Here is a 17,074-nt window from a genome sequence, read left to right on the forward strand (position 1 = left end):
TCTGGTTGCATGAACAGGGCTGTGGCGGAACGTATGCAGTGGCTCAGTGCGGCGCGAACTCGGGGCGGGGACCGCCCACGCGCGGCAGGCCCATCAGCGCGCGGGCCTCGGCGGGCGTGGCGGGCTCCATGTCCAGCTCGCGGATCACGCGCACGATGCGCTCGGTGAGCTGCACGTTGGTGGCCAGCTCGCCGTGGCGGTAGTACAGGTTGTCCTCCAGCCCCACGCGCGCATGGCCGCCCAGCAGCAGCGCCGCGACATTGGCTTCGAGCTGCGAGGGGCCGATGCCGCTCACGCAGAACAGGCTGTTTTTGGGCAGCGTGTCCACCATCATCTGCAGGTGGCGCGGCGAGTACGGCATGGCGTTCTGGAAGGCGCGGTGCACGTTCATCACCAGGTTGATGAAATGCGGGCCGTCGTCGTGCCCCTCTTCGATGAGGGTGGTGGTGTCCTGCAGGATGTGGGTGGGGCTGAAGACCTCCCACTCGGGCTTGATGCCGCGCGCCTTCATGCCGGCGGCGAGCTCGCGGCCGCGGGTGATGGGCGTGTCCATCAGGATCTGCCTGCCCTCGAAGCTCAGGTTGAGCGTGGTCGCGTCGAGCGTGCACATCTCGGCGCCCGCGTCCATGCCCTTGATGCGCTCTTCCCAGGCGATCTCCCAGCGGTTGCCGGGCAGCGGCTTGACCATGTCGCCGTGCACGCCGCCGCCGGTGGAGTTGTTGATGACGATGTCGCAGCCCTTGGCGCGGATGCGGGTGTTGATGTCGCGGTAGATGTCGGCGTTGCAGGTGGCGCCGTCATCGGGCCTGCGCGCATGGATGGCCACCACGCTGGCCCCGGCGTTCCAGCAGCGCTGCACGTCGTCGGCGATCTCGGCCGGCTGGGTGGGCAGGTGCGGGTTCTGAGACTTGTGCGCCATGCCCCCCGTGGGGGCGATGGTGACGATGACTTTGCGCTTTGTCATGGCGTGGACTGGTGGAAAATGCTAGTGCACGCATTATTTTTTTGGGCGCTTGCATACTCAGTCATTGCGATGACATTTGGACTCAGGGTATACGAGGAACCGTGCGGCCCTGCCCGTTGGAGAACGCTTCACCATGCTGGTCAAAAAGGCGCCGCCCACGGTGGCCGACCTCCTCGCCGACTCGGCCTGGTTCCCGGTGCTGGACGCCCCGGCCCAGCAGCGCGTGCTCGATGAACTGCGCGAAGTGGATGTGCCGCAAGGCAGCGCGCTGTGCCGGCGCGGCGACGTGCCCCGGCACTGGTACGGCGCGATCGAAGGTTTGCTCAAGTGGACGGTCACGTCCGACAACGGCCGCTCCGTCACGCTGGGCGGGCTGTCGGCGGGCAGCTGGTTTGGCGAGGGCACGCTGCTGCGCGGCGTGGCGCGCACGGCAGACATCATTGCGCTGCGCCCCAGCCGCGTGGCGCTGCTGCCGGTGGAGACCTTCGAATGGCTGCACGCCACACAGCGCAGCTTCGACCACTTCCTGCTGCGCCAGATCAACGAGCGCATGCACTGGTTTCTGGGCAACTTCACGGCCCACCACCTCATGGACACCGACAGCCAGGTGGCACGCGCTCTGGCCGGGCTGTTCCACCCTTTTCTGCACCCCGGCAGCGACCCGCACCTGCAGGTCTCGCAGGAGGAGATCGCCAACCTGTCGGGCGTGTCGCGCCAGCGCTGCAACGCCGCCCTGAAGCGCCTGGAGGCCGAGGGCGTGCTGCAGATCGAATACGGCGGCATCACCGTGGTGGACCTCGGCAGCCTGCGCCGGCGGCTCGACTAGCCGTCCGCGCGCATCACACGCCCAGCAGCTGCTCCAGCGCCGCGGGCGCTGCCCGCAGGTCAGGCGACGGCGCGGCCAGCACGATGTGGCCCTTCTCCATCACCAGGGCCTGGTCGGTGTGCGAGAGCACCCGCCGCCAGTCGCGGTCCACGATCAGCGTGGCGATGCCGGTGGCCCGGATCTCGGAGATCACGCGCCAGATCTCGGCCACGATGAGCGGGGCCAGGCCCTCGGTGGCTTCGTCCAGGATCAACAGGCGCGGGTTGGTCATCAGCGCACGGCCGATGGACAGCATCTGCTGCTCGCCGCCGGACAGCTGCTGCCCGCCGTGCGAGAGCCGCTCCGACAACCGAGGGAAGGTGGCCATCACGCGGTCGAAGGTCCAGGCGCGGGAGCCGTCCAGGCCCGCGCGCTGGCTCATGACCAGGTTCTCGCGCACCGACAGGTTGGGGAAGATGCCGCGCCCCTCGGGCACGTAGCCAATGCCCAGGCGCGCCATCTTTTCGGGGGGCCAGCCGGTGACGGTGCGGCCGTCCATCTGCACCTGGCCTTCGGGCGGGCGCAGGTAGCCCATCAGGGAGCGGATGAGCGTGGTCTTGCCCATGCCGTTGCGCCCCAGCAGGCCCACCGACGTGGCGGCGGGCACCTGCGCATCCACGCCGCGCAGCACATGGCTGTCGCCATAGCGGGCGTGCAGCCCGACCACATTCAGCATGGTGCGTTCCTTGTCATGGGGGTGGTCATCACATCAATGCCCTTCTCCGAGGTAGGCGGTGCGCACCTCGGGGTTGTTGCGGATCTCTGCCGGGCTGCCGCTGGCGATGACCGTGCCGTTGACCATGACGGTGATGCGGTCGGCGATGCGGAACACGGCGTCCATGTCGTGCTCGACCAGCAGGATCGCGTGGTGCGGTTTCAGGTCGGCCAGCAGCGCCAGCATGCGCTCGGTCTCCTCCGCACCCATGCCGGCCAGCGGCTCGTCCAGCAGCAGCACGCGCGGCCGGGTGGCGATGCACATGGCCACCTCGAGCTGGCGCTTGGCGCCGTGGCTCAGCGCACCGGCGGTGCGCCGTGCGTCTGCCGCAAGCCCGGCCGCCTGCAGCGCCGCCGCGGCGGTGGCATTGCTGTCGGCACAGTGGCGCGCCGCCTGCCACAAGGCCCAGGGCCGGGGCGTGGCGGCCTGCGCGGCCAGGCGGCAGTTCTCGTGCACGGTGAACTCCGGGAAGATCGTGGTGCGCTGGTAGCTGCGCCCGACGCCCGCCAGCGCGCGGCGCGCCTGCGACTGGTGGGTGATGTCCTGCCCGCCCAGGGTGATGCGCCCCTCGGACGCTTCGATCTCGCCCGACAGCATGTTGATCAGGGTGGACTTGCCCGCGCCATTGGTGCCGATCACCGCGTGGACCTCGCCCTGGCGCAGGTCGAGCGTGACGGCATTCACCGCCACCAGCCCGCCGAACCGGCGCGTGAGGCCTTGCACGGACAGCAGGGGTGGTGCGCTCATGGCTTGCCCCCTTTTCCGATGGGTGGCCCCAAACGCTGCGCCAGGCCCACCAGCCCCTGCGGCAGCACCGCGACGAACACGATGATGGTCAGGCCCAGGGTGAGCTGCCAGTGGTCTGCCAACGGCCCCATGAGGGCGTGGGTGGACAGCAGCTCCTTGAGCAGCGTGAACACCACCGCCCCGATCACCGCGCCGCGCAGATGCCCCATGCCCCCGAGAATGACCGTGAGCAGCACGTCGCCCGAGGTGTGCCAGGACAGCAGCTCCGGGTTCACCACGCCATCGCGCACGGCCAGCAGGGAGCCCGCGAGCCCCGCCAGCGCCCCTGCCATCACGAAGGCCGCCAGCTTGTAGCCATAGGTGGCGAACCCCGCGGCGCGCATGCGCTGCTCGTTCACCCGGATGCCCGCCAGCGCCGCGCCAAAGCGCGATCTGCGCACCAGCGCCAGCAGGCCGTAGGTGCCCGCCAATGCCGCCAGCACCAGGTAAAAAAGAGCGTGGCGCGACTCCAGGCTGAGGCCGCCAAGCGTGGGCCGCACGTCCAGGTAGATGCCGTCGCTGCCGCCGCCCACCTTGGTGTCGTGGAACACGAAGAACGCCATCTGCGCAAAGGCCAGGGTGACCATGATGAAGTACACCCCGCGGGTGCGCAGGCTCAGGGCGCCCACGCACAGCGCGTACAGCGCAGCCGCCCCCATGGCGCCCAGCATCAGCACGATGAGGTTGCCGCCCTCCGCCCCCGAGCCCAGCACGGTGGCATAGGCGCCGATGCCGTAGAAGGCCGCATGCCCCAGGCTCACCAGCCCCGTCATGCCCACCAGCAGTTCCAGGCTGAGCGCGAAGATCGACAGGATCATGACCTTGACCAGCAGGTCGGCCCAGTAGGGGCCCAGCAGCGGCCCGGCGATGGCGGCGGCCATGGCCACGGCGGCGGGCAGCAGTGCGCGCATGCGCCAGCCGCCGCGCGGCGCAGTGGCGGTGTCCGCAGGCGCGGCGGCGGTGGTGGGGTGCACGGCGCTCATGCCTTGCGCCCCATCAGGCCTTCCGGCCGCCAGATCAGGATGCCGGCCATCAGCAGGTACACGCCGATGCCGCTGATTTCCGCGAAGAACACCTTGCCGAAGGTATCGACAAACCCCACCAGCAGCGACGCCACCAGCGCCCCGGTGATGGAGCCGATGCCCCCGATGACCACCACCACGAAGCAGATGATGAGCACGCTGGCACCCATGTTGGGGTACACCGAGGACATGGGCGCGGCGATCATCCCGGCCAGCGCCGCCAGCGCCACGCCCGCCGCGAAGACGATGCGGTACAGCCGCCGGATGTCGATGCCCAGGCCGCGCACCATGTCGCGGTTGCTGGCGCCAGCGCGCACCATCATGCCCAGGCGGGTGCGGTTGACCACCCAGTACAGCCCCACGGCCAGCACGATGCAGGCCGCCGACGCGAAAAGGCGGTACCACGGGTAGCTCATGAGTTCGCCCAGCGCGAAGCTGCCATCGAGCCACGCAGGCGCCTTGACGCCGTGCACGTCGTTGCCCACCAGCAGCGAGCGCAGTTCCTCGAACACGAGGATGAGCCCGTAGGTCATCAGCACCTGCTGCAGGTGGTCGCGCTGGTACAGGTAGCTGAAGAACGCCCACTCCAGCAGGTAGCCCAGCACCGCCGCCAGCGCGATGCCCGCGAGCAGCATGACGAGGAACTGGTCGCCGAACAGCGGCGACAGCGCGAACGCCATGTAGGCGCCGATCATGTAGAAGCTGCCGTGCGCGAGATTGATCACGCCCATGATGCCGAAGATCAGCGTCAGCCCGGATGCCACCAGAAACAGCAGCAGCCCGTACTGGACCGAGTTCAGGCACTGGACCAGGAAGGTGCCGATGTCCATGGAAGGTGTGTCCTGTGTTGACGGAGACGGTCAGCCAGCCGTTTACAGCTTGCAGCCGCGCGCGGGGTCGGCCAGCGCCTTGGCGGCCACGCCGACGACCTTGTTCTCCTTGCCGTCCACCTTGCGCAGGTAGATGTCCTGCACGGGGTTGTGGGCGCGGCTCATGGTGAAGGGGCCGCGCGGGCTGTCGATGGTGGCTTTCTGCACGGCGGCGGCGAAATCGGCCTTCTTCGCGATGTCGCCCTTCACGGCCTTCAGGCCCGTGGCCAGGATCTGGGCGGCGTCGTAGCCCTGCACCGCGTACACGTCGGGCTGCAGCTTGAAGGACTTTGCGTAGGCGGTGCGGAACGCGTTGTCGCGCGGGGTATTCAGGCCGTCGGCGTAGTGCAGGGTGGTGAGCAGGCCCTGCGCGGCATCGCCCTGCGCCTCCAGCGTGCCGTCGGTCAGAAAGCCCGAGCCGTACAGCGGCGTGACCTTGTTCAGCCCGGCGGCCGCGTAGTCCTTGACGAACTTGACCGCGCCGCCGCCCGCGAAGAATGCGAACACCACGTCGGGCTTGGTGGCCGCGATCTCGGTGAGCAGCGCCTGGAACTCCACGTTCGGGAACGGCACGGTGAGCTGCTTGACGACCTTGCCGCCTTCCTTTTCAAAGCCTTCCTTGAAGGCCTCGGTCATCTCGTCGCCGGCGGCGTACTTCCAGGTGATGGTGACGGCGGTCTTTTTCTTCTCCTGCTTCGCGGCCACGGTGCCCATGCCGTAGGACGACTGCCAGTTGGAGAACGACGAACGGAAGATGTTCTGCGCGCACAGCGCGCCCGTGACCGCGTCCGCACCCGCGTTGGGCACGATGAGCAGGGTGCCGCTTTGCTTGGCGGCTCGCGCCATCGCCGTGGCGACGCCCGAATGCACGGTGCCGACGATCACGTCCACGCCGTCGCGCTTGATGAGCTTGTTGACGTTGTCGGTGGCCTTGGCAGGGTCCGATTCATCATCGACCTTGAAGAACTCGATCTCGCGGCCCGCGAGCTTGCCGCCCTGCTCGGCCACGTGCAGCCGAAAGCCGTTCTCGATGGCAACGCCCAGCGCGCTGAAGGTGCCGCTGAACGGCAGCATGAGACCCACCTTGAGCTTGTCGGTGGTCTGGGCCGTGCCTGCGGTGGCGCCGCAGGCCAGTGCCAGCGCTGCGAATGCCGTGCGTGCGTAGCGAGATGTCATGGTTGCCTCCTGGATGTTGTCGTGATGAACGCCACCGTCTCGGCGATCACGTCGCCGGGCCGGTCACGGTGGGGGGAATGCGCGCAGGCGGGCAGCTCCAGCAGGCGGGTGCCCGGCACGCGCTCGGCAATGCCGCGGATCTGCGCCAGCGTTCCGTATTCGTCGTCAAGGCCCTGCACGGCCAGCACGGGGGCGCGCACGGCGGTGATGTCCGCTTCGATGTTCCACGCGCGAAATGCGGGGTCGAGCCAGATGCGGTTCCAGCCCCAGAAGGCCGAGTCCACGTCGTCGTGGTAGCGGCCAAGCTTGCTTCGAAGGTCGGTGGTTTCATAGGCCGTGCGCGCCAGCTCGATGTTGGCGATGGTCACGTCCTCGACGAAGATGTGCGGCGCCAGCATCACCAGGCCCGCCACGCGCTCCGGAAAGCGCGCGGCGTACAGCAGCGCGATGGAGGCGCCGTCGCTGTGGCCGAACAGCCAGGGCGCTTCGCTCACGCCCAGCGCCTGCAGCAGCGCGGGCAACACCTCCTCGGCCTGCCGGTGCATGAAGTCCACGCCCCAGCGTTCATCGGCCGCGCGCGGCGTGGAACGGCCGTAGCCGGGGCGGGAGAACACCAGGCCCCGAAAGCCGCCGTCCGCGCACAGCCGCTGCGGGAAGTCCTTCCACATCGCCAGCGAGCCCAGCCCTTCGTGCAGAAAGACCACGAGCGGCGCCTGCGTGCGCTCGGGCGCTATCCACTGGTACTCGACCTGCACGGCCTGCCCCCGCCAGGAGATACTGGCCAGAGACGCCGCGTCGCCGGAGCTGGCCGTGGCGCTCATGCCCGGGCCTCCTGCTCGCGCAGGCGAAAGCGCTGGATCTTGCCGGTGGCGGTCTTGGGCAGCTCGGGCACGAACTCGATGAAGCGCGGGTACTTGTAGGGCGCCAGGCGGTCCTTGACGAAGGCCTTGAGCTCCTCTTCCGTCGCGCCCTGGCCGTCCTTGAGCACGACGAAGGCCTTGGTCTTGGTCAGGCCGTCGCCATCCTGCTTGCCGATCACGGCCACCTCCAGCACGGCGGCGTGCTGCATCAGCGTGGCCTCGACCTCGAAGGGCGACACGTAGATGCCGCTGACCTTGAGCATGTCGTCGCTGCGCCCGGCGTAGGTGTAGTAGCCGTCCGCATCGCGCACGTACTTGTCGCCGCTCTTGGTCCAGCCGCCCTGGAAGGTGTCGCGCGTCTTGTCGTGGTTGTTCCAGTACATCAGCGCGGCGCTGGGGCCCTGGATGTAGAGGTCGCCCACCTCGCCGTCCGCCACGGGGCGGCCGTCCTCGCCGCGCAGCTCGACCTCGTAGCCCGGCACGGGCTTGCCCGTGGTGCCGTAGCGGATGTCGCCCGGGCGGTTGGACAAGAAGATGTGCAGCATCTCGGTGGAGCCGATGCCGTCGATGATGTCGCAGCCGAAATGCGCCTTGAAGCGCTGGGCGATCTCGGCGGGCAGCGCCTCGCCGGCGGACGAGCACATGCGCAGCGCCACCTGGGCGCGCGCCGGCAGCCGGGGCGATGCGAGCATGCCCGCAAAGCCGGTGGGCGCACCGAAGAACACGGTGGGCCGGTGGTCCACCCAGCGCTGAAAGGTGGCATCGGGCGTGGGCCGCTCGGCCATCAGCACCACCGTGGCGCCCACCGACAGCGGGAACGTCAGCGCATTGCCCAGCCCGTAGGCGAAGTAGAGCTTGGCCGCCGAGAAACACACATCGTCGCGCGTGAGGCCCAGCACGGGCTTGCCGTACAGCTCGGCCGTCCACCAGAGGTTGCCGTGGGTATGCACCGTGCCCTTGGGCTTGCCGGTGGAGCCCGACGAATACAGCCAGAAGCCCGGGTCGTCGGGCCCGGTGGCTGCGGGCGCTGGCAGGCGCTGGGCGCTGGCAATGGCCTCGTCCAGGCCCACGGCGCCGGCTGGGAGTGCCTGCGTGGGCTGCGACACCCACAGCGCCGACACCTCATGGCCACCGCGCGCCATCGCGTCTTGCAGGACGGGCAGCAGCGCGCCCGAGACCAGCACGGCCTGCGCGCGGCTGTGGCCCAGCATGTAGGCGTAGTCGTCCGCCGTGAGCAGCGTGTTCACCGCCACGGGCACCACGCCGGCGTACAGGCAGCCCAGAAAGCACACGGGCCAGTCGCTGGTGTCGTGCATGAGCATCAGCACCCGCTCTTCGCGCCGCAGGCCGGCATCCACCAGCACACCGGCCAGGCGCCGGGCGCGGTCCTGCAGGTCGCCGTAGCTCAGCATGCCGCGGTCGTCGATGTAGGCCGTGCGCTGCGCGTGGTCGCGGTTCAGGTCGAACAGGTGCTGTGCAAAGTTGAAACGCTCTGGCAGGGTGGTCATGGCGATGTCTCCGTGGTTCGCTGGCGTTTTTCTGGTGGTGCGTGCTTGCTGGCGGCTGCTGTGGTCTGCGCCTGGGCGGTCAGAGGCCGAGCGCGGCCAGCACACCGGGGCTGGCCTGCACGGCGCTGCGCTGGTGGTAGAAGCCCAGCGCCCGCAGGCCTCCCAGCTCCGCCCCGCCGCCCGCACGCCCCGGGCCGCCGTGCAGCGACATGGGCATCACGTTGCCGTGGCCGGTGTGGGCCTGGGCGACGTCGGGCGTCACCACGTGCACGCGGCCATGGCTGGCTGCGAGCTGCACGGCGGCATGCCCCAGCGCGGCCTCGTCGGCCCCGTACAGCGATGCCACCAGCGACCCCTGGCCGCGCTGCGCGAGCGCCACAGCGTGGTCCACATCGCGGTAGGGCACCAGCGTGGCCACGGGGCCGAACACCTCGACCTCGTGCACCACGGCCGCCGCATCGGCGTCGTGCACACCCAGCAGCACCGGGCCGATGCAGGCGGCCACGGCGGGGTCGGCATCCACCAGCGGCTGGTGGCGGCCGTCGTGCAGGATGTCGGCGTGGGCGCACAGCTGCGCAAGCCCTTCGCGCACGGCGTGCAGCTGGGCGGTGCTGACGAGCGAGCCCATGCGCACGCCGTCGTTGCGGGGGTTGCCCACCGTCACGCCCGCGAGCTTGGCGCCGATGGCCTCGGCCGCAGCGCCGTACACGCCTGCCGGCACCAGGATGCGGCGGATGGCGGTGCATTTCTGGCCCGACTTGACGGTCATCTCGCGCACCACTTCGCGCACCAGCAGGTTGAAGGCGTCGCTGCCGGGCGCCGCATCGGGCAGCAGCAAGGCGCTGTTGAGGCTGTCGGCCTCGATGTTGGCGCGCACCGAGCGCCCGGCCACCGCAGGGTGCGCGCGGATGATGCCGGCCGTGTCCGCCGAGCCGGTGAACGAGACCACATCGAACGGCCCGAGCTGGTCCATGAGCCCGGCCGAGCTGCCTGCGATGACCGACAGCGCGCCCGCCGGCAGCACGCCCGCATCGACCACATCGCGCACCATGCGCTGCGTGAGCCAGGCCGTGGACGTGGCGGGCTTGACGATCACCGGCACGCCGGAGAGCAGCGCGGGCGCCGCCTTCTCCCACAGGCCCCAGCCCGGGAAGTTGAAGGCATTGATGAACAACGCCACGCCGCGCGTGGGCACCTGCAGGTGCTGCGACAGGAACACGGGCTCCTTGCCGAGCCTGGCGGCATCGCCATCGCGCAGCACGCGCACGTCGCCCAGCGCGTCGCCCCATTTGGCGTACTGGCCCAGCGTGAAGATGCCGCCGTCGATGTCCACGGCGGAGTCGTTCTTCACCGTGCCGGCGTTGGCCGTGGCGATCTCGTAGTAGGCGTCGCGGTGGGTTTGCAGAACCTTGACCACGGCGCCCAGGAGAGCGGCACGCTGCCGGTAGGTCAACGCACGCAAGGCCGAGCCGCCCTGCTCGCGGGCGAACCGGAAGGCCTCGGGCAGGTCGAGCCCGGTGGCATCCACGCGCACCAGGTCATGGCCCAGCACCGGGTCCTTGAGCACGGCGCCCGGGCCGTGGCCGGTCTGCCAGCGTCCGGCGGCGTAGTTGGGGAGCAGTTCGGTCATACAGATAGAGAGATAGGCAGAAAAAAAAGCGGGTTATCGGTCATCAGCGCGCGGCGCACGAAATGGGCATGGTCCCGGCCAGCGTCGCCGTGCAAGGGCCGCCATGCCGCGCAGGCAGCGCTCCGCTTGCGTGCACCGGGGGCGTCCCCCTCCCAGATTGCGGAGCAATATGAGAGAGGCGGAAGGCGCGAAGCGACTCAGGGGGTGTTTCACTTGCTGAACTGGATTTGCCCTTCGGGCAGCAGGTAGAGCACCAGCGAGCGGCCCTGCGCCACGGTGGGGCGGTGGGCACTGCCGGGCGGGTACACGCACCAGCCGGCGGGATGCCCGTCGAAGGTGGCGTCGCCCTCCAGCGGCATGATCAGGTCGATCTCGCCCAGCGGATGGGTGTGGTGCGGGCCGGCGATGTCCTGCATGTCCACCACATCCACCGAGAAGCGGTGCAGCGCGTCGTCTGCCTTGAAGACGCGGCCGTAGCGGATGCCGCCGCCCTCGCGCTCGCAGAGCCAGCCCTGCGCCACGCCGGCCAGGCACCCCGCCTTGAGCTGCTGGTAGGCCGCGCTGGCGGGCCCGTGGGTCTGGTTGAGCCAGGCCTGCAGGTCGCCGTCCAGGGCACGGCCCGCGATCTGGCCCGTCAATGCGGACAGGGCTTCATGAAATGCTGCTTTATCGGACATGGCGACTCGTGGGTGGCTGGGACAATGGAGTGCAGCGTGCACAAGGCTTGATATGTGTTCTTGTGGGACGGAGCAATGTGCAGTATCTTGCCTGCACACGAACAATAGTTAATGCTTGATGCAGTGTCAAGCACTATAGTGCATGTATGGTGTTTTCCCCTAGCGGCGGCCGAACGCCTTCAAAAGCGTTTGAAGCCCGGGGCACGCACCGCAAAATGCCACGCCGCAGCCGACGTGAACGAGGATGGACATGAACGAACAAGAAGACACAGTCACCCTGCCACCTTTCGCTGGCGGCGGCACGGCTGCGCCCACCGAAGAGGCCCGCAACCCCCTGCTCGCCGCCCTCGGCGAACGCGTTCGCAACCTGCGGGCGCAGCGCGGGCTCACGCGCAAGGCGGTGGCCATGGCGGCCGATGTGTCGGAGCGGCACCTTGCCAACCTGGAGTACGGCACGGGCAACGCGTCCATCCTGGTGCTGCAGCAGGTGGCGGGCGCGCTGCATTGCTCGCTGGCCGAGCTGGTGGGCGACTTCACCACCCGTTCCCCCGAATGGCTGCTGATCCGCGAACTGCTGGAGCACCGCAGCGAACCCGAGCTGCGCCGCGCGCGGCTGGCGCTGCATGAGCTGCTGAGCAGCGGCGCGAGCGACACGGCGCGCCACCGGCGCATCGCGCTCGTGGGGCTGCGGGGCGCGGGCAAGTCCACGCTGGGGCCTTTGCTGGCACGCGACCTGGACGTGCCGTTCATCGAGCTGAGCCGCGAGATCGAAACCCTGGCGGGCTGCAGCGTGCGCGAGATCCACGACCTGTACGGCACCACCGCCTACCGCCGCTACGAGCGCCGCGCGCTCGAAGAGATCGTGCAGATCCACAGCGAGGTGGTGATCGCCACCCCCGGCGGCATCGTCTCGGACCCCGCCACCTTCAACGAACTGCTCGCGCACTGCACCACCGTGTGGCTGCGCGCCGCCCCCGAGGAGCACATGGGCCGCGTGCTGGCCCAGGGCGACATGCGCCCCATGGCCGCGAGCAAGGAAGCCATGGACGACCTGCGCCGCATCCTGGAAGGCCGGGCCGCCTTCTATTCCAAGGCGGACCTGACCATCGACACCTCGGGGCAGAACCTCGAGGAAAGCCTGCGGCAGCTGCGCGCCGGGGTGCGCAAGCTGATGGCCCACCCGCCGCACTGACACCCCGGCGCCCCCGCGCGCCATAAATCCAGCAAAAAACCGCGGCATGCATTGACTCGCTCGCAAACATGCATCATGATGCACATCAGTCGATTGATTTATGCATTATTATTCCTGTTCGCAGTTTTTGACGGAGACGCCCCATGACCGCCCAGACCACCGCACCCTCCCGCGTTGACTACCGCACCGATCCCACGCAGTACCGCCACTGGAAACTGGCGGTCGAGGGTCCGTTGGCCCGCCTGTCGCTCGACATCGCCGAAGACGGCGGCATCCGCCCCGGCTACAAGCTCAAGCTCAACAGCTACGACCTGGGCGTGGACATCGAGCTCAACGACGCGCTCAACCGCGTGCGCTTCGAGCACCCGGGCGTGCGCACCGTCATCGTCACCAGCGGCAAGGACCGCATCTTCTGCTCCGGCGCCAACATCTTCATGCTGGGCGTCTCCAGCCACGCCTGGAAGGTGAACTTCTGCAAGTTCACCAACGAGACGCGCAACGGCATCGAGGATTCGTCGAAGCACTCCGGCCTGAAGTTCCTCGCCGCGGTCAACGGTGCCTGCGCGGGCGGCGGCTACGAACTGGCCCTGGCGTGCGACGAGATCCTGCTGGTGGACGACCGCTCTTCCTCGGTGTCGCTGCCCGAAGTGCCGTTGCTGGGCGTCCTGCCCGGCACCGGGGGCCTGACCCGCGTGACCGACAAGCGCCATGTGCGCCACGACCTGGCAGACATCTTCTGCACCAGCGTCGAAGGCGTGCGCGGCCAGCGCGCGGTGGACTGGCGCCTGGTGGATGCGGTGGCCAAACCTGCCCAGTTCGCCGCCGCCGTGCAGGCGCGCGCCACCGAGCTGGCCGTCGGCAGCGACCGCCCGGTCGGCGCCCAGGGCGTGGCCCTGACCCGCCTGGAGCGCGAGGACGGCGCGGACAGCCTGCGCTATTCGCATGTCGAGGTGCAGATCGACCGCGCCAGGCGCACGGCCACCCTCACGCTGAAGGCGCCCACCGGCGCACAGCCCGCCGACATCGCGGCCATCGAGGCCACTGGGGCCGCCTGGTGGCCGCTGGCCCTGGCGCGCGAGCTCGACGACGCCATCCTCAACCTGCGCACCAACGAGCTCGACATCGGCACCTGGCTGCTCAAGACCGAGGGCGACGCGCAGGCCGTGCTCGCATCGGACGCCCTGATGCTCGCCCACAAGGACCACTGGCTGGTGCGCGAGACCATCGGCGCGCTACGCCGCACGCTGGCGCGGCTGGACGTGTCGTCGCGCAGCCTGTTTGCGCTGGTCGAGGCGGGCTCCTGCTTTGCCGGCACCTTGGCCGAGCTGGCCTTTGCCGCCGACCGCAGCTACATGCTCGCGCTGCCCGACGATGCCGCGCGCGCACCGAAGCTCGTGCTCAACGAATTCAACTTCGGCTTCTTCCCCATGGTGAACGACCAGAGCCGCCTGCAGCGCCGCTTCTACGAAGAGGCCGCGCCGCTGGACGCCGCCCGCGCCGCCGCCGGCCAGCCGCTCGATGCCGACGAGGCACTGAAGCTCGGCCTCGTCACCGCCGCGCCCGACGACATCGACTGGGACGACGAGATCCGCATCGCCGTCGAGGAGCGCGCCGCCATGTCGCCCGATGCGCTGACCGGGCTGGAGGCCAACCTGCGCTTTGCCAGCAAGGAGAACATGGCCACGCGCATCTTCGGCCGGCTCACGGCCTGGCAGAACTGGATCTTCAACCGCCCCAACGCCGTCGGCGAGAAGGGCGCGCTCAAGGTCTACGGCACCGGCGAGAAAGCCGGCTTCGACTTGAACCGCGTTTGAACTGGCAGCCTGAACAACCCAAGGAACAACGATGAGCACGATCAACTACAGCGAGAAGATCCCCAACAACGTCAACCTCGGCGAAGACCGCACGCTGCAGCGCGCGCTCGAAGGCTGGCAGCCCAACTTCATCAACTGGTGGGACGACGTGGGCCCCGAAGGCTCGACCAACCACGAGGTCTACCTGCGCACGGCCGTGAGCGTCGACCCGCAGGGCTGGGCCCAGTTCGGCCACGTGAAGATGCGCGACTACCGCTGGGGCATCTTCCTGAACCCCGGCGACGCCAACCGCGAAATCCACTTCGGCGACCACAAGGGCGAGAAGGCCTGGCAGGACGTGCCCGGCGAGCACCGCGCCAACCTGCGCCGCATCATCGTGACGCAGGGCGACACCGAGCCCGCCTCGGTCGAGCAGCAGCGTCACCTGGGCCTCACGGCGCCGAGCATGTACGACCTGCGCAACCTGTTCCAGATCAACGTGGAAGAGGGCCGCCACCTGTGGGCCATGGTCTACCTGCTGCACAAGCACTTCGGCCGCGACGGCCGCGAGGAGGCCGAGGCGCTCTTGCAGCGCACCTCGGGCGACCAGGACAACCCGCGCATCCTGGGCGCCTTCAACGAGAAGACGCCCGACTGGCTGGCGTTCTTCATGTTCACCTACTTCACCGACCGCGACGGCAAGTTCCAGCTGGCCGCGCTGGCCGAGAGCGCCTTCGATCCGCTCGCGCGCACCACCAAGTTCATGCTGACCGAGGAAGCGCACCACATGTTCGTGGGCGAGAGCGGCGTGTCGCGCGTGCTCGCGCGCACCGCGCAGGTCATGAACGAGCTCAAGACGGACGACCCGCAGAAGGTGCGCGCGGCCGGCGCCATCGACCTGGGCACGATCCAGCGCTACCTGAACTTCCACTACAGCGTGACCATCGACCTGTTCGGCGCCGACCAGTCGAGCAACGCCGCCATCTTCTACAGCTCGGGCCTGAAGGGCCGCTATGAGGAAGGCAAGCGGGGCGACGACCACGTGCTCAAGGGCCAGACCTACAAGGTGCTGGAAGTGAAGGACGGCCAGCTCGTCGAGAAGGACGTGCCGATGCTCAACGCGCTCAACGAAGTGCTGCGCGACGACTTCATCAAGGACTCGGTGGCCGGCGTCGGCCGCTGGAACAAGGTGCTCGAGAAGGCCGGCATTCCGACCCGCCTGACTGTGCCGCACAAGGCCTTCAACCGCCAGATCGGCGCGCTCGCCGGCATCAAGATGTCGCCCGAGGGCCGCGTGGTGAACGACATGGAATGGGCCGCCAAGCGAGATGAATGGCTGCCGAGCGCCGAAGACTTCGCTTTCGTGGCATCGTTGATGGGCCGCGTGGTCGAGCCGGGCAAGTTCGCGGGCTGGATCTCGCCGCCGGTGATGGGCATCAACCGCCAGCCGGTGGATTTCGAGTACGTGCGTTTCGGTTGATGGGTATTGGTATTGCTCCTTCCCCTTCCGGGGGAAGGCTGGGATGGGGGCAGCAGCGCGACCACGACAAGCGCCGCGGGCCCCCACCCAACCCTCCCCCGAAAGGGGAGGGCTTTCAGGAGAGAACAACATGGACATGGCCGTTGAAGCCGGAGTCATCAAGCAGCACCTGATCGACCCCGAGATCTGCATCCGCTGCAACACCTGCGAGGCCACCTGCCCCGTCAACGCGATCACGCACGACGACAACAACTACGTCGTGCGGGCCGACGTCTGCAATGGCTGCATGGCCTGCATCTCGCCGTGCCCCACGGGTTCGATCGACAACTGGCGCACCATGCCGGTGGCGCGCGCGTACACGATCGAAGAACAGCTCACCTGGGAGGCGCTGCCGCCAGAACTGGCGCCCGATGTGCTGGCCGCCGAAGGCGCAGCGCCCTCGGCCATGGACACCGCACTGGCGCCTGCACCGGCCGCGCCCGTGGAGCCCGGCACGCAGGCCTTCCGTTCCGCCCAGTACGGCGCCACCGTGCCGCCCTGGTCGGCCGCGCACCCCTACACCAACCTGTTCCCGCCCAAGAGCCCCACCACGGCAACGGTGGTGGGCAACTTCAACTGCACCGAAGCAGGCTTTGAAAGCGAGACGCACCACGTCGTGCTCGACTTCGGCAGCATGCCGTTCCCGGTGCTGGAGGGGCAGTCCATCGGCATCGTCCCGCCGGGCACCGACGTGCTGGGCAAGGCGCACCATGCGCGCCAATACTCCATCGCCAGCCCGCGCAACGGCGAGCGGCCCGGCTACAACAACCTGGCGCTCACCGTGAAGCGCGTGACCACCGACCACGACGGCAACGCCGTGCGCGGCGTGGCCTCCAACTACGTGTGCGACCTGAAGGTGGGCGACACGGTGCAGGTGGTGGGGCCGTTCGGCAGCTCGTTCCTGATGCCCAACCACCCCCATTCGCACATCGTGATGATCTGCACCGGCACGGGCAGCGCGCCCATGCGCGCGATGACCGAATGGCGCCGCCGCCTGCGCAGCAGCGGCAAGTTCGAGGGCGGCAAGCTGCTGCTGTTCTTCGGCGCGCGCACCCAGCAGGAGCTGCCCTACTTCGGCCCTCTGCAAAGCCTGCCCAAGGACTTCATCGACATCAACCTCGCGTTCTCGCGCACGGCCGGGCAGCCCCGGCGCTACGTACAGGACCTGATGCGCGAGCGCGCCGCCGACCTGGCCGCGCTGCTGCGCGACGGGAACACCCACTTCTACGTCTGCGGCCTCAAGAGCATGGAAGAAGGCGTGGTGATGGCGCTGCGCGACATCGCCCGCGACAGCGGCCTGGAGTGGGAACAGGTGGGCGCAGTGCTCCAGCGCGAAGGGCGGCTGCACCTGGAAACCTATTGACGGCAGGCCTGGCGCAGTCCCCTGCGGAGCGGGGGCCGCCGCCGAGTTTTCATTGAAAACGGGCTTCAGCGCTTGATAAACAAGCGCCATAAGCTATATATTTAATAGCAATCCATCTATTGTCGGCGCTCCGCA

Annotated in this window: 15 protein-coding genes; 5 read left to right on the forward strand and 10 right to left on the reverse strand. The window is 68.7% G+C overall.

Features of this window, described 5'->3' with window-relative positions:
• Positions 1–43 precede the first annotated feature (43 nt).
• On the reverse strand, positions 44–964 hold the full coding sequence (locus tag KW843_RS15925; protein WP_218296123.1) for a 3-keto-5-aminohexanoate cleavage protein: 921 nt from the start codon (positions 962–964) through the stop codon (positions 44–46).
• A gap of 133 nt (positions 965–1,097) precedes the next feature.
• Here KW843_RS15925 and KW843_RS15930 point away from each other — a divergent pair, with 133 nt between their 5' ends.
• Entirely contained in the window at positions 1,098–1,790 is a 693-nt protein-coding gene (locus KW843_RS15930) for a Crp/Fnr family transcriptional regulator (RefSeq protein WP_218296124.1), read from the forward strand.
• A 13-nt stretch (positions 1,791–1,803) separates the two neighbouring features.
• On the opposite strand, the gene KW843_RS15935 is transcribed toward KW843_RS15930, so the two are convergent.
• The 9 genes from KW843_RS15935 to KW843_RS15975 all read right to left on the reverse strand — a co-directional run bounded on the left by KW843_RS15935 (position 1,804) and on the right by KW843_RS15975 (position 11,072).
• The gene (locus KW843_RS15935; RefSeq protein WP_218296125.1) at positions 1,804–2,505 is read right to left on the reverse strand and encodes an ABC transporter ATP-binding protein; all 702 of its coding nucleotides are present in this window, start codon (positions 2,503–2,505) and stop codon (positions 1,804–1,806) included.
• 33 nt (positions 2,506–2,538) lie between these two features.
• Entirely contained in the window at positions 2,539–3,291 is a 753-nt protein-coding gene (locus tag KW843_RS15940; RefSeq protein WP_218296126.1) for an ABC transporter ATP-binding protein, read from the reverse strand.
• On the reverse strand, positions 3,288–4,241 hold the full coding sequence (locus KW843_RS15945) for a branched-chain amino acid ABC transporter permease (RefSeq protein WP_218296318.1): 954 nt from the start codon (positions 4,239–4,241) through the stop codon (positions 3,288–3,290). Before KW843_RS15945 ends, KW843_RS15940 begins: the two co-directional genes overlap by 4 nt.
• 68 nt (positions 4,242–4,309) lie before the next feature.
• Positions 4,310–5,182: a branched-chain amino acid ABC transporter permease gene (locus KW843_RS15950; protein ID WP_218296127.1), complete on the reverse strand. Its 873-nt coding sequence runs from the start codon at positions 5,180–5,182 to the stop codon at positions 4,310–4,312.
• A 42-nt stretch (positions 5,183–5,224) separates the two neighbouring features.
• Positions 5,225–6,397, reverse strand: coding sequence for an ABC transporter substrate-binding protein (locus tag KW843_RS15955; RefSeq protein WP_218296128.1), 1,173 nt, complete (start codon positions 6,395–6,397; stop codon positions 5,225–5,227).
• Positions 6,394–7,218 (reverse strand): alpha/beta fold hydrolase, encoded by an 825-nt coding sequence (locus KW843_RS15960; protein ID WP_218296129.1) that lies wholly within the window; start codon positions 7,216–7,218, stop codon positions 6,394–6,396. Before KW843_RS15960 ends, KW843_RS15955 begins: the two co-directional genes overlap by 4 nt.
• The gene (locus KW843_RS15965; RefSeq protein ID WP_218296130.1) at positions 7,215–8,765 is read right to left on the reverse strand and encodes a benzoate-CoA ligase family protein; all 1,551 of its coding nucleotides are present in this window, start codon (positions 8,763–8,765) and stop codon (positions 7,215–7,217) included. Before KW843_RS15965 ends, KW843_RS15960 begins: the two co-directional genes overlap by 4 nt.
• 79 nt (positions 8,766–8,844) lie before the next feature.
• Entirely contained in the window at positions 8,845–10,395 is a 1,551-nt protein-coding gene (locus KW843_RS15970; RefSeq protein ID WP_218296131.1) for a 3,4-dehydroadipyl-CoA semialdehyde dehydrogenase, read from the reverse strand.
• Positions 10,396–10,604: 209 nt separating this feature from the next.
• Positions 10,605–11,072, reverse strand: coding sequence for a DUF4863 family protein (locus tag KW843_RS15975; RefSeq protein ID WP_218296132.1), 468 nt, complete (start codon positions 11,070–11,072; stop codon positions 10,605–10,607).
• Positions 11,073–11,322: 250 nt separating this feature from the next.
• Between KW843_RS15975 and KW843_RS15980 the strand changes: the two genes are divergently transcribed.
• The 4 genes from KW843_RS15980 to boxA all read left to right on the forward strand — a co-directional run bounded on the left by KW843_RS15980 (position 11,323) and on the right by boxA (position 16,939).
• Positions 11,323–12,264, forward strand: coding sequence for a helix-turn-helix transcriptional regulator (locus KW843_RS15980; protein ID WP_218296133.1), 942 nt, complete (start codon positions 11,323–11,325; stop codon positions 12,262–12,264).
• 143 nt (positions 12,265–12,407) lie between these two features.
• Positions 12,408–14,078, forward strand: a complete 1,671-nt coding sequence (gene boxC / locus KW843_RS15985; RefSeq protein WP_218296134.1) for a 2,3-epoxybenzoyl-CoA dihydrolase — start codon at positions 12,408–12,410, stop codon at positions 14,076–14,078.
• A 31-nt stretch (positions 14,079–14,109) separates the two neighbouring features.
• Positions 14,110–15,537, forward strand: coding sequence for a benzoyl-CoA 2,3-epoxidase subunit BoxB (gene boxB / locus KW843_RS15990; RefSeq protein WP_218296135.1), 1,428 nt, complete (start codon positions 14,110–14,112; stop codon positions 15,535–15,537).
• Between the two features lie 130 nt (positions 15,538–15,667).
• Positions 15,668–16,939, forward strand: a complete 1,272-nt coding sequence (boxA, locus tag KW843_RS15995; protein ID WP_218296136.1) for a benzoyl-CoA 2,3-epoxidase subunit BoxA — start codon at positions 15,668–15,670, stop codon at positions 16,937–16,939.
• Positions 16,940–17,074 lie beyond the last annotated feature (135 nt).

The sequence above is a fragment of the Acidovorax sp. sif1233 genome (assembly GCF_019218755.1).
GTDB lineage: Bacteria > Pseudomonadota > Gammaproteobacteria > Burkholderiales > Burkholderiaceae_C > Acidovorax.